Annotated in this window: 8 protein-coding genes; 3 read left to right on the top strand and 5 right to left on the bottom strand. The window is 65.9% G+C overall.

Annotated elements, in window-relative coordinates:
- Window positions 1-115: 115 nt before the first annotated feature.
- Both XI05_RS31900 and XI05_RS31895 read left to right on the top strand, forming a co-directional pair.
- On the top strand, window positions 116-571 hold the full coding sequence (locus tag XI05_RS31900; RefSeq protein WP_172787099.1) for an Lrp/AsnC family transcriptional regulator: 456 nt from the start codon (window positions 116-118) through the stop codon (window positions 569-571).
- A 338-nt stretch (window positions 572-909) separates the two neighbouring features.
- Window positions 910-5,016, top strand: coding sequence for a bifunctional diguanylate cyclase/phosphodiesterase (locus XI05_RS31895; RefSeq protein WP_271509322.1), 4,107 nt, complete (start codon window positions 910-912; stop codon window positions 5,014-5,016).
- Here the strand turns inward: XI05_RS31895 and XI05_RS31890 are convergent.
- From XI05_RS31890 to XI05_RS31870, 5 genes are all read right to left on the bottom strand, one after another.
- On the bottom strand, window positions 4,990-5,331 hold the full coding sequence (locus XI05_RS31890; RefSeq protein WP_271509319.1) for a hypothetical protein: 342 nt from the start codon (window positions 5,329-5,331) through the stop codon (window positions 4,990-4,992). The two genes, XI05_RS31895 and XI05_RS31890, sit on opposite strands and share 27 nt — an antisense overlap.
- Before the next feature lie 223 nt (window positions 5,332-5,554).
- The gene (gene galE, locus XI05_RS31885) at window positions 5,555-6,547 is read right to left on the bottom strand and encodes a UDP-glucose 4-epimerase GalE (RefSeq protein ID WP_271509316.1); all 993 of its coding nucleotides are present in this window, start codon (window positions 6,545-6,547) and stop codon (window positions 5,555-5,557) included.
- A gap of 19 nt (window positions 6,548-6,566) precedes the next feature.
- Complete coding sequence (locus tag XI05_RS31880) at window positions 6,567-7,370, bottom strand: WecB/TagA/CpsF family glycosyltransferase (protein WP_271509312.1); 804 nt, start codon at window positions 7,368-7,370, stop codon at window positions 6,567-6,569.
- On the bottom strand, window positions 7,363-9,738 hold the full coding sequence (locus XI05_RS31875) for an exopolysaccharide transport family protein (RefSeq protein ID WP_271509309.1): 2,376 nt from the start codon (window positions 9,736-9,738) through the stop codon (window positions 7,363-7,365). The genes XI05_RS31880 and XI05_RS31875 overlap by 8 nt, the downstream gene beginning before the upstream one ends.
- A 291-nt stretch (window positions 9,739-10,029) precedes the next feature.
- Window positions 10,030-10,824 (bottom strand): class I SAM-dependent methyltransferase, encoded by a 795-nt coding sequence (locus XI05_RS31870; RefSeq protein WP_271509306.1) that lies wholly within the window; start codon window positions 10,822-10,824, stop codon window positions 10,030-10,032.
- Window positions 10,825-11,146: 322 nt separating this feature from the next.
- Between XI05_RS31870 and XI05_RS31865 the strand changes: the two genes are divergently transcribed.
- Complete coding sequence (locus XI05_RS31865; protein ID WP_271509303.1) at window positions 11,147-12,175, top strand: glycosyltransferase family 2 protein; 1,029 nt, start codon at window positions 11,147-11,149, stop codon at window positions 12,173-12,175.
- Window positions 12,176-12,184: the final 9 nt, after the last annotated feature.

The raw sequence follows: 12,184 nt of genomic DNA, 5'->3' as shown, positions 1-12,184 counted from the left end.
GTTATGCCCGAGGCGTTGGTAGGTCTTACCTATTTATCCCTTCTGTTGCAGAAATTCGGTAGGATTTTGCAAGTAGGCGTTCAATCTGGTAGATATGCTCGAACTGGAGCCTCCCATGATCGAAGAGCAGGACAGCCGCATTCTCGCCCATCTCCAGAGAGATGGCCGCGCCACCAACCAGCAACTCGCCGACGAGGTCGGCATGTCCACTTCCGCCTGCTGGCGGCGGGTGCGGGCGCTGGAGGAGAGCGGTGTCATCCAGGGCTATGCGGCGCTGGTCGCGCGCGAGCAGGCGGGCTTTGCGATGTCGGCCATCCTCCACGTCTCGCTGGAGCGGCACGATGCGAAATTCGTCGACGAATTCGTGGCGAGGGTCACCAAGCGCCGCGAGGTGCTGGAGTGTTTTGCGACCACCGGGGACGCCGATTATCATTTGCGCGTCGTCGTCCAGGACATGGCGGCCTACAACCGCTTCCTCGACGAGTTCATGTTCCGCATCCCCGGCATCCGCTACGTCCGCAGCAACGTCGTGCTGAAGGAGATCAAGACCAGCGTGGCGCTGCCGTTTTGAGATGCGGAAAGTCCTGTAGGGTGGGCAAAGGCGCACTTGCGCCGTGCCCACGATCTCGCTCGATTTGCGAAGGTGGGTGGGCCCGCTTCGCTTTGCCCACCCACGGCGCCGCGATATCAATCTCCCGTAAACCAACACAGGCCGGCAAATTGGTAAACCGAACATGCCTTTCGTCGACGGTTCGGCCTCGCAGCGGTATTCCCGTCAGTTTTGTCGCGCTCGTTCGCAGCTCGTTCACTTTGATCGACGGTTTGCGCCGCGCAATAACGACCACTTAGGCGGTTGCGACTCATAAAGGCACCGGGAGAAATAGGCAGAAATGCCCGGGAGCTGAGATCGTGTCGACGACACTCGCGCGCACCTTTGCGGCGTTGAGCGCCATCAATGAAGCGATTCTCTACGCGGGATCGCCGGAGGAGCTGTACCAGAAGGTCTGCGATGCCGGGTTTTCGAGCGGGGACTTTCTGGCCGTTGCCGTGTTCCTGGTCGAGCCGGACGGCCGAAGGTTGTGCTTCGCGGCCGGCTGTGGCGATGACATTGCGCGGCTCCGCTCGATCGTGATCACGTCGGAAGCCGGTACGCCCCAAGGATCCGGCGTCGGCGGCGAGGCGTTTCGCGATCAGAAGCTGTGCGTCAGCAACGATTATCTGAACGATCCGCGCTCGCTGGCCTGGCGCGAGGGCGCCGCCAAGGCCCACATCGGTGCGGCCGCGGCGCTGCCGCTGCTCTGCAACGGCAAGAGCGTCGGCGTGTTGTATGTGACGCGGAGCGAGCCCAACTCGCTGAACGAGCAGATGGTGTCGCTGTTCGAGCGCATGTCGGCGAACATTTCCTACGCGCTGGACAATTTCGCGCGTGAGACCGCGCGGCAGGCCAGTGAACGGGCGACACGGCGGCTCAACCGCATGTTCGGCGCCATCAGCGCCACCAACGAAGCCATCCTGCACGCCAAGACCGAGCAGGAGCTGTATCAACTGGTATGCGACGCCTCGGTCCACAGCGGCAAGTCGCTGGCGACCATCGTGCTGCTTCGCGAGCCGGATTCGCACTGGATGAAGCCCGTCGCCGCCACCGGCCAGAACCTCGAGCTGGTCACCCAGGCGCGCTATTCGGTCGATCCGGAGAATCCCTACGGCAAGGGCATCTCGGGCGAGGTATTCCGGACGCAGAAGGCCATCGTCGAGGACGATCTCGCCAGCCGCACCAGGGGCACGCCGTGGGAGCAGGCCAACGTCAACACCGGCGTCGCCGCCTGCGTCGTCGCGCCGTTGATCAGGCACGGCGAGAGCGTCGGCGTGCTGCTGTTCTTCATCAGCCGCTCCTGGGCCAAGGACGAGGAGATCGTCGCGCTGATGCTGCGCATGGCCGAGAACGTCTCGTTCGCGATCGAGAATTTCGGCCGCGAGGCCGAGAAAGCCCGCATCGCCGCAGAAGAAGAGTGCCTGGCGCGAATGTATGCGGCGCTCAGCGCCACCAACGAGGCGATCCTGCGAGCGCGGTCGCGGGCCGAGCTGTTCGATCTCGTCTGCGAGGCGACCGCCAAGGGGGCCAAGTTCACCTCGGCCACCATCGCGCTGGTCGACCATCGCACCGGGCTGCTGCGCGTCGCCGCCTGCTACGGCCCGAACGCCGATGAGGTTCGCGAGTTCACGTTCTCCACCTCCGACCAGGTGCCCGAAGGGCGCGGCCTGACCGGCACCGCGTTTCGCACGCGCCAGCCCGCCGTCAGCAACGACGTGCTCGCCGACGACCGTATCGCGCCCTGGCACGCCAGCGCCCGCCGTACCGGCATCGCATCCTCGGCGGCATTGCCGCTGCTCAACGGCGACCGGGCCGAGGGCATCTTTCTGTTCAACTCCCCGGAGCGCGGCACCTTCACGCCGGAGCTCGTCGAGCTGCTGTGCAGGCTTCAGGCCAACGTCGCCTTCGCGCTCGAAAGCTTCGACCGCGCCGAAGAGAAGGCGCGCGCGGACAAGCAACGCAATCGTCTCAGCGGCATGTTCGAGGCGCTGAGCGCAACCAACGAAGCCATCATGCGCGCCAAGACGCGCGAGGAGCTGTTCGAGGTGGCTTGCCAGGCGGCCGTGCTGGGCGACCTGTTCGCCGCGGCGACGATCGGCATCATCGATGAAGCAGGCGAGCTCGTCCGCGTCGTTGCGGTCAAGGGGCGCCTGCAGGAGCGCATAGCCGGACGGACCTCCGTCATTTCCGCCGACCATCCCGAGGGCCAGGGCATCATCGGCCTCTCGCTGCGGACGCGCCGGCCCAGCGTCATGAACGATTATCTGAACGAGCCGCGGTCCGCCTATTGGCGCGCGAGGGCAATCGAGGATGGAACGCGGGCTGCGGCGTGCTTCCCGCTGCTGAGAGCGGGACGGGAACCGGTCGGCATTCTGCTCTTCCTCGCACCGGAAGAGAATACGTTCACGCCCGATCTGGTCGAGCTGCTCGGGCGCCTCGCGGAGAACGTCTCCTTCGCACTCGACAATTTCGAGCGCGCCGAGGAGAAGGCCCGCACCGAAGCGCAGAAGGAGCGCCTCACGCGCATGTTCGCGGCCTTGAGTGCGACCAACGAGGCCATCATGCGCGCGAAGTCGCGGGCCGAGCTGTTCGACCTCGTCTGCCTTGCGGCATCGAACGGCGCCAAGTTCACCTCGACCACGATTGCCCTGGCCAGGCCCGGTACCGACCAGCTCGAGATCGTCGCCGCCGCCGGTCCGTCCGCCGGCACCACGCGCAATGTCCGTCTCTCGATCGATCCCGAGCGGCCGGAGGGGCGCGGCATGAGCGGCACGGCGTTCCGCACGCGCCAGCCCTGCATCAGCAACGATTATCTCAACGACGACCGCGTCCGCGTCTTCCACCCCATTGTGCGCGGGGACGGCGCGCGGTCGGGCGCCGCGTTTCCGCTCGTCACGCACGATGAGGCCGTCGGCGTCATGATCTACATGTCGACCGAGCCGGCGACCTTCACGCCCGAATTCGTCGAGCTGTTGCAGCGTCTCGCCGACAACGTCTCCTTCGCGATGGAGAATTTCGATCGCACCGACGAGAAGAACAAGGCCGACGAGCGCATCGAATACCTCGCCTCGCACGACAGCCTGACCGACTTGCCGAACCGCGAGACCTTCAACGGGCTCTTGCGCGAGGCGATCGATGCGGCGCAACGCCACGATCACCGCTTTGCGGTGCTGTTCATCGACCTCGACCGCTTCAAGGTCATCAACGATTCGCTCGGCCACGAGGCCGGCGACCTGCTCCTGCTCGAAGTCGCGAACCGCTTGCGCGGCAGCTTGCGGGCGAGCGACGTGGTCGCGCGCCTCGGCGGCGACGAGTTCGTGGTGATCCTCGACCAGTGCGGCGAGATCGACGACGTTCAGCGCATCGCGACTGAATTGCTCGCTGCGCTGGCCGAGCCCATGGAGCTCGCCGGCCACGAGTGCCACACCACGGCCTCGATCGGCATCGCGATGTATCCGGCCAACGGCTCCGATGCGCAGACGCTGACCAAGAACGCCGACATGGCGATGTACCTCGCCAAGGAGGACGGCAAGAACGGCTATCGCTTCTTCTCCAACGAGGTGAAGACGCAGTCGATCGAGCGGCTGTCGCTGGAGAGCGCGCTGCGCCGCGCGCTGGAACGCGAGCAGTTCTCGCTCAACTACCAGCCCAAGGTGGACATGGCGACCGGTCAGATCACGGGTGTCGAGGCGCTGCTGCGCTGGACGCATCCCGATCTCGGCAACGTCTCGCCCGCGCAGTTCATTCCGCTCGCGGAGGAAACCGGGCTGATCGTGCCGATCGGCCGCTGGGTGCTGAAAGAGGCCTGCGCGCAGGCCATGGCCTGGCAGCGCCGCGGCCTGCTGCCGCTGTCGATGGCGGTCAACCTGTCGCCGCGGCAGTTTGCCGACGAGCATCTGCTGCAGGACGTCGACGAGGCGCTGGCGGCGTCCGGCATGTCGCCGGTGCTGCTCCAGCTCGAGGTCACCGAGAGCATGATGATGCGCAATGTCGGCCGCGCGCTCAAGGTGCTCGACTCCATCCAGAGCCGCGGCATCCGTCTCGCCATCGACGATTTCGGCACCGGCTATTCGTCGATGTCGCTGATGAAGCACTTCCCGATCGACACGATCAAGATCGACCGCTCCTTCGTGCGCGACCTGCCGCAGGATTCGGAGGATCAGGCGATCGCGCAGGCGATCATCAGCATGGGCAAGGCCCTCGGCATGACCGTCGTCGCCGAGGGCGTCGAGAATGCCGAGCAGGAGGCGTTCCTGCGCACCCATGGCTGCGACGAGATGCAGGGCTTCCTCATCTCCAAGCCGCTGCCGGCGCGGCAGATGGCCGAGCTGCTGCGGCCCATGGTGCTGCCCGTCGCGCCGCCGCTCCAGCCGGAAGCGGCCGACGAAGACGCAGCCTCAGGGCTGAAACGCGCTGTCGTCTGACGGCTGCGGGTGCAGCTCGCGGACCTCGTGCTCTTCCCCCTCGGCCTTGCTCGGAAAATCCTGGGGGGCCGTCAGTGACGTCTGCTCGTTGAACAGCGCGAGAATGGCACGCGCACCGTCGGCGAAGCTCGTCCCTTCGCTCACGTCCAATGCGCAGCAGCATGCTGCGCTCATCGGCGCCTGGTCGTCGACCACGGCCATGGCAGGGCCCCACCACCAGGCAGGCGCGGGCGAACGCTCGTCTTCCGGCACGACATGCCAGCGGACGAACTCCTCCATCACGCGCTCGAATTCCAGGCGGGGAGCCTGATGCATGTGGTCGATGCTCCCAGAATCGCGTCCGACGACGGGCCGACACGCCGACTTGATCGTCACTTCGCTCGGAAAATTCGGTTCGGCAACTTGGCCGAACCATGCAGGCCGACGTCGTCGTCGGCGATGCGGAACGCGCGGCTGTCGGCGATGCGCCAGCGCAGCCGCGACAATTCATTCTAGCCGCTCGAGGGCACGGCAAGCAAGCGATTGCAGCCGCGATTGCCTAACGCGGCCTGAACGGATGCGCCTTCTGGTGCCAGGCCCAGGCCGTGCGGACGACCGTCGGCAGGTCGGAGTGACGCGGCACGAAGTTCAGCACCTCTCTCGCAGCAGAGGGATCGGCGACCAGAAAGGTGGGATCGCCGGCGCGGCGCGGCTTGACCGTGTGCGGCACCTCGCGCCCGGTCTCCTGCCTGATGGCGTCGAGGATCTCGCGGACGGAAAAGCCGGAGCCGGTGCCGAGATTGAAGCTGCCGCCGGCATGGCCTTGCTCCAGAAGCTTCAAGGCCGCGACATGCGCCGCTGCAAGGTCCGTGACGTGGATGTAGTCGCGGATCGCGGTGCCGTCGGGCGTGTCGTAATCGTCGCCGAACACCGCGAAGTCGACATGGCCCTGAAGCGCCATCATCGCGCGCGGAATGAGGTGGGTCTCGTTGTCGCGCAGCTCGCCGATGCCGCCGGCCGGATCGGCGCCGCTGGCGTTGAAATAGCGCAGGCAGAACGCACCGAAGCCATAGGCCGTGCGGTAATCGGCGAGCATGCGCTCGATCATCAATTTCGATGCGCCGTAAGGATTGATCGGCGCGCAAGGAAAGTCTTCCGGCAGCGCCTTGGAATCGGCATTGCCGTAGACGGCGCCGGTCGAGGAGAACACGATGCGATGGCAGCTCGCGTTGCGCATCGCCTGCAACAGCGACAGCGTGCCCTGGACGTTGTTGATGTAATATTTCTGCGGGTCGGTCATGGACTCCCCGACGAGGCTCGCCGCCGCGAAATGCATCACCGCCGTGATCTTGTGGTCGGCGAAGGCGCGCGCCAGCGCCGCGCCGTCGAGCAGGTCGCCCGTCACCAGCGTGCCGGATACGAAGCTGCGATGACCTGTCGAGAGATTGTCATAAACGACGGGCTGATAGCCGGCGGCGGTCAATGCGCGGCAGGCATGCGAGCCAATATAGCCAGCGCCCCCGGTGACGAGGACGGTCGGTCGGTCGGTCATGTCGTATTCTGCTCTTCTCTTAGCGGAGGGGGCGGTTGCGGCTGAAGAGAAGATAGAGCGCGCGGGGGTTGGTGGTCAAATAACGCCAGAGCAGACGGCGCGGCTCGAGCAAGGTGCGCCAGGCCCATTCGAGCCCGATCTTCTGCATCCATTGCGGCGCGCGGGAACGGCTCCCTGACAAGAAGTTGAATAGTCCGCCGGATGTCTTGATGACGCCAACATTGGTCAGATGCGGCGTGAACTCCTTCACGAATGCCTGTTCGTTGGGCACACCCAGCGCGACCCACAGATAATCCGGCGCCAGGGCATTGATCTCCTCGACCTTGGCACGCAGCGCCTCGCCGCGAAGATAGCCGTGGCTGCGCCCGACGATCTTGAGACGTGGATACATCTTCTGGACGTTTGCGACCGCAGCGGCATTTTCGGGGTCGCTTGCGCCGAACATGTAGAAGGTGCGGCCTGCGGCTTCGGCCTTGCGCGCGACGACGTGGAACAGGTCCGTGGTTGCGACGCGCTCCGGCAGCGGGAACCAGGATTGCAGCTTCGAAGCTGCGACCAGCGGCTGACCGTCGGCGTTGATCAGATCAGCGGCACGGAACAGGCGCTCGGTCTGCGGCTCGGTCGAGCAGCGCGCCAGCACCTCGCCATTGGCCGAGGTCAGGAACAGCGGACGGCCGATGCGATGGGCGGGATTGGTCGCCTCGATCATGAAATCGGCGGTCTCTTCCAGATCGAGCGCGGCCATGCGAAGTCCGCCGACGGTGATTCTCGGCACCTCGGCAGTTGCTGCCCGTCCGTCGAGGTTGACGCGGCGCTCAAGCATATTGTTTGCCTCGCTGGCGCGTTTGCATTGCAGGGGCGAGCTCGTCGAGCACGACGCCGACGAGCTTGCGCTCGGCCTGGCCGAGCGCGGTCAGGATCTCTTCCAGGCTGTCGTTGACGTCGAGGCTGGTCGGCAGCACGGCCACCAGCGAGTCGATGTCGTCGAGCAGCTTGCTGCCGCCGGCCGGGAGCGGCAGGGCCGGGCCGTCGAGGACCACGAGATCATAGCCGCCCGCCGAACGGGCCTGCGCAATCGCCTTGCGGATGGCGTCGGCGGCCTTGCCGGCGTCGCCCTCTGTGGCCGGGAGCACCGAGATGCCGTTGACCGTCCTGATCTCGCGTGAGTCCTTGCTGCCGATCGAGAGCCAGCCGAGCCTGCTCGGCTCGCTCTTGCCGGGACGGATGACCTTGTTCGAGAGCGAGCGCGCCTGATGGTCGGCATCGATCATCAGCACGCGGGCGCCGTCGCGGGCGGCCGCCAGCGCGTAATTCAGCGCGGTCAGGCTGCGGCCGCTGGTCCTGCCGGCACCGACCAGCGCAACGACCGGCATCGCCTTGCCGCCGGCGCGCCGCGCCACCGCCGCGCGCATGTCGCGCCAGGCGTTGAGCAGGCTCGTCAAGGGAAAGCCCGGGCGCAGCGTCGGCCAACCCAGCCGTGTGAGATCGACGCCGCCGCCGGTGGGAAGTATGGCGCCGAGCGTGTGGATGACGTCGGCCTCCTGGAAGCGTGCGATCAGCGGCTTCTCGATCAAGGGCTGCTCGACCATCGAAGGCTGCAGCGGAGGCGCGACAAGTTCCGGCGGAGCCGACGCAGCTTGAGATGCGCGCGGGGTCTGCCGCGGCTGGGCAGCCTCCGCAGCCCGCGGGAGCTCCGGTGCTCGGGATGCCTGTGGCATCGGCGAGCGCTCACGTCGGGCGGGTGTCGGCGTCGCAGGCGCGGTTGCGCCAGCGAACAGCAAATCTGCCACAACGAACCAGCTCGATGCAGCGATCGCCCCGAAAATGAAGCCGATCATGGCAAACAGGCTCATGGCCGGCGGGAACGAGCGCCGCTGCGGCACCGTCGCCTCGCCGATGACGCGGGCGGCCGAGGTGTTCAGGCTCTCCTGCTCCTCGGTCTCGCGGGAGCGCTTGAGAAAGGACTGATAGACGTCGCGGCTGGCATCGGCTTCGCGCTCGAGCTCGCGCAGCCGCACGGCGGCCTGGCTGAGCTGCACGCTTTGCCGCTTCTGTGCTTCCAGCGCGCGGTTGAGCGAGGCCTCGAAATCGCGGGCGCGCGTCAGGTCGTTCTTGGCGGACTGGGCGAAGCGGTCGATCTCCTCGTTGATGGTGCGCTTGAGGTCCTCGACCTGCTTCTCGGTCTGGCGCAGTGCCGGATGGCGCGGGCCGAGCTCGCCGGCCTGCTCCGCATATTTCTTCCGCGCATCGGCATATTGCGCGCGCAAATTCGCAATGGTCGGCGATTGCAGCGCCTCCGGAATCGCGCCCGCGTCGGCAGCTGTACGCCGGCTCGCCTCGATCTGGTCGAGCCGCGCCTGCGCATCCATCGTCCCTGCCCGGGCCGCGGAAAGCCGCTGGTTGCTGGCGGAGAGCTGCTGATCGCTGATCAGCGCATCCTGGGTGCCGACGAAATTGTTCTGGGCCTTGTAGGTCGCCAGCGCGGTCTCGGCGTTGCGCAGCCGGTCGCGCAGCTCCTTCAGGCGGCTGGAGAGATCGTTGGTGGCGCGCCGTGCCGCCGAAGCCTGCGAGTTGCGGGATTCGGCGAGATAGGCATTGGTCAGCGTGTTGGCGAGCATCGCCGCCTTCGCTGGATTCGTCGACCAGACCTCGACGTCGACGATGAAGCTCTTCTCGGTCTTGCGAACGGCGATGTGCCTGTTCAGCGCCTCGAGCGCCGCAAGCTGCACCTCCTTCGTCTCCGCAGCGGAGGGCGCGCGGGGCTGCAGGCCGATCAGGCCGAGCAGCGACGACATCAGGCTCGCCGCGTCACCGCCTCCGAATTCCGGGTCCTTGTCGAGACCCGCCTGCTGGATCACCTGGAGCAGCACGCTGTTGGAGGTGATCAGGCGCGCCTGGCTTTCCACCACCATGGACATGCCGGAGACGTCCTGGGCGCGCGGCGTGAGCTCGCGGTCGACGAGCTGGAGCTCGCGCGGGTCGACATAGAGCTGAGCGGTGGCGGTGTAGCGGGGCGTCACGCTCTTGCCGATGGTGACGGCAAGCGCCGCGCCGAGCAGGGCGGCCGCGGCGATCGCGACCTTCCGCCGCCAGAGCAGATTGGCGAGCTCCAGCACGTTGAAGCCGCCCTGGGGCTTCCGCTCAGAGGCCTCCGGTCCGGCTCGATCGATCGGCTGGTTATAATCAAGCATGATCCCCAGCTTTCATTCCAAGTGCCGCGGGCTGAGGGGTTACTCTTCGCTTTACGCCACGCACCCGGGATATGGGTGCCCAATCAACGCAACAGGGAAAATTAACCATACTCATTGAGGGACTATTCACCGAAATGGCAAACAAAGCGTTTAAGCGCATGCCATCCCTCGGCGCGACCCTATGACGCCCGCGATACCCGCCTCTTCCAGCAATTAACGGTTCGTTACCGCGCGCAGCATGGCCGCGAGCCGCCGTTCGTCCGGTGATGGGCCGCTCACGTGCCATCGCCGTCAGATCCTCCGAAGAATGACGTGATAGTCGCCGCGGCGGACGTCGGTGCCGCGCGGCAGCACGGCGTTCAGCACCGCGGCGCCCGCGTCGACCAGCGCCGCAACCAGCGGCTTGCGCCGGCGCATCTCGGGATAGCGCGGACTTTCGACCTCACGGCGGTAGATCATCTCGAGGCCGTTGGCGGCCGCGAATGCTTGGAGCCGGGGCAGCGTCACCAGCGGATGAAAGAAGGTCGGGAAGGGAGGCTCGCCGGGCAGGCCGGCGTCTTTGATGCCGCGGATGTGCCGATAGAACCAGACGTGAAACCAGTGCGGCGAATATTTGGTGACGACCCCGGAGAGCGAGCGCGGATTGGGCGCGCCGATCAGGATCATCCCGCCGCGCTTGAGCGCGTCACGGAAATTCAGCAGCGCGGCGTCGACATCAGGCAGATGCTCGATCACGTTGTAGCAGATCACGAGATCGAAGGTCTCGCGGCCGAAGCGGTAAGTCTGGACGTCGCCGAGGATCGCCTCGTCGGCGTAGGTGTTGTTGCGGACCTGGTCCTCGTCGATGTCGACGACGGTGACCTTGCTGCGGCTCAGCAAGTCCGGCGGCAGAACGCTGCACGAGCCGCCGCCTGCTTCATAGATCGCGAGCCGGCCCCGCGGCAGCTCGCGGCACAGCACGTCATGGACGGCGAGCAGGCTGTCGCGGGCTTCTCCGGGGACGAGATCATGAAGCGCTTCGGCATATGGCACGGCCGCGGGGATCGCCGTGGCTGTCGCGAAATCGATCGTGGCTGGCTTGTTCATGGATTCTGACCGCGCTTGTTCTATTCAAATTTACAGGAAAAAATGCGCCTGCCCGAAGAGCAAATCCGATGCCGCATCGTCTCACCGGTCGCAGTGCTTACGGTCCGGTTAATGCGCATGCGTATTAACTACAGCATTGTTCATGTTGGAGCGCCGTCGGCGCGTGGACCGCCAATTGCAGCATGACGTGCGGCGAACTTGGTGGTCATGTGCCGCGCGGCAGTCGTCCATTTTGGGACGCATCTGTCCGGCGGCGATGTACCGTCGTGGGACGCGCGATCGAAGCAGGGCTTTTTCAATACATCTCGGACATCTAGACCTCATGACATTGATCCCGACAGACCTGTCTGCGGCGCGCATCTCGGATGCCGTGCGCGATCCCAACCGGGAGATCGTGGCGAGCTCTCGCGTCATCGACCTGTCGGTCGGCATCGTCGTCTGCGTTCCCTGCTTCCGTCGTCCGCAACACCTGCGCCTGACGCTGGAATCGCTGGCAAACCAGCGCACCCCGCGTTCCTTTGCCGTCGTCATGGTCGAGAACGATGCGGCGCGGCGCGAGAGCGCGCCGGTTGCCGCGGAGTTCCTGGCCGCAGGAAGGCTCCAGGGCGTTTGCCTCATCGAGAGGCGGCAGGGCAATTGCCAGGCGATCAATGCTGCCTTCGAGACGGCGCAGGAGCTGTTTCCCGCCGCGACCCGTTTCTTGATGATCGACGACGACGAGATTGCTTCGCCGGACTGGCTCGAGCTGATGGTGCGCACCGCGGAAGCGACCGGCGCCGACGTGGTCGGCGGGCCGGTGTTGCCGGTGTTCGACGACGACAGCAAGCCCTGGCTTTCGCGCCATCCCGCCTTCTGTCCAGCCTACGAGTACAGCGGTGCGGTGCCGCTGATCTACGGCTGCGGCAATTGCCTGATCACGCGTGCCGCCTTCGAGCGGTTCGACCGTCCCGCGTTCGATCTGCGCTTCAATTTTCTCGGCGGCGGTGATTGCGATTTCTTCGTGCGGTGCCGTGACGCCGGCATGCTGTTCCACTGGACGGCGGAGGCCGTCATCACCGAGACCGTGCCGCACAACCGCACCAGCCTCGGCTGGATCGCAAAGCGCGGGCTGCGCATCGGTGCGATCAACTATCGTGTGCAGTACAAGGCCGCGCGAAGCGCATCGGCGCGGGTGCGGGTGTTCGCGCAGATGCTTGGACGGTTGCCGCTGTCGCTCCTTCGCGCCGCCGTCTTGTCGACGTCGTCGAAAGCCGTCGTCGCGATGCATCCCGTGATGGTCGCTTTTGGCGCCGCCCTGGCGGCCCTCGGCCTCGAGCCGAAGCCTTACGAGGCCTCGAAGATCGCGTCTTGACGCGGCGGG

This window comes from Bradyrhizobium sp. CCBAU 11357 (assembly GCF_028128865.1).
Taxonomy (GTDB): Bacteria; Pseudomonadota; Alphaproteobacteria; order Rhizobiales; family Xanthobacteraceae; genus Bradyrhizobium.
Note: the sequence above shows the minus strand (reverse complement) of the source record. Positions and strands in the feature narration are given on the sequence as shown.

What these genes read in the sequence shown, in the direction of transcription:
- XI05_RS31865 (WP_271509303.1), top strand. Translation starts at nt 11,147, where the DNA reads ATGACATTGATCCCGACAGACCTGTCTGCGGCGCGCATCTCGGATGCC.
- XI05_RS31900 (WP_172787099.1), top strand. Translation starts at nt 116, where the DNA reads ATGATCGAAGAGCAGGACAGCCGCATTCTCGCCCATCTCCAGAGAGAT.
- XI05_RS31870 (WP_271509306.1), bottom strand. Translation starts at nt 10,824, where the DNA reads ATGAACAAGCCAGCCACGATCGATTTCGCGACAGCCACGGCGATCCCC.
- XI05_RS31875 (WP_271509309.1), bottom strand. Translation starts at nt 9,738, where the DNA reads ATGCTTGATTATAACCAGCCGATCGATCGAGCCGGACCGGAGGCCTCT.
- galE (WP_271509316.1), bottom strand. Translation starts at nt 6,547, where the DNA reads ATGACCGACCGACCGACCGTCCTCGTCACCGGGGGCGCTGGCTATATT.
- XI05_RS31880 (WP_271509312.1), bottom strand. Translation starts at nt 7,370, where the DNA reads ATGCTTGAGCGCCGCGTCAACCTCGACGGACGGGCAGCAACTGCCGAG.
- XI05_RS31890 (WP_271509319.1), bottom strand. Translation starts at nt 5,331, where the DNA reads ATGCATCAGGCTCCCCGCCTGGAATTCGAGCGCGTGATGGAGGAGTTC.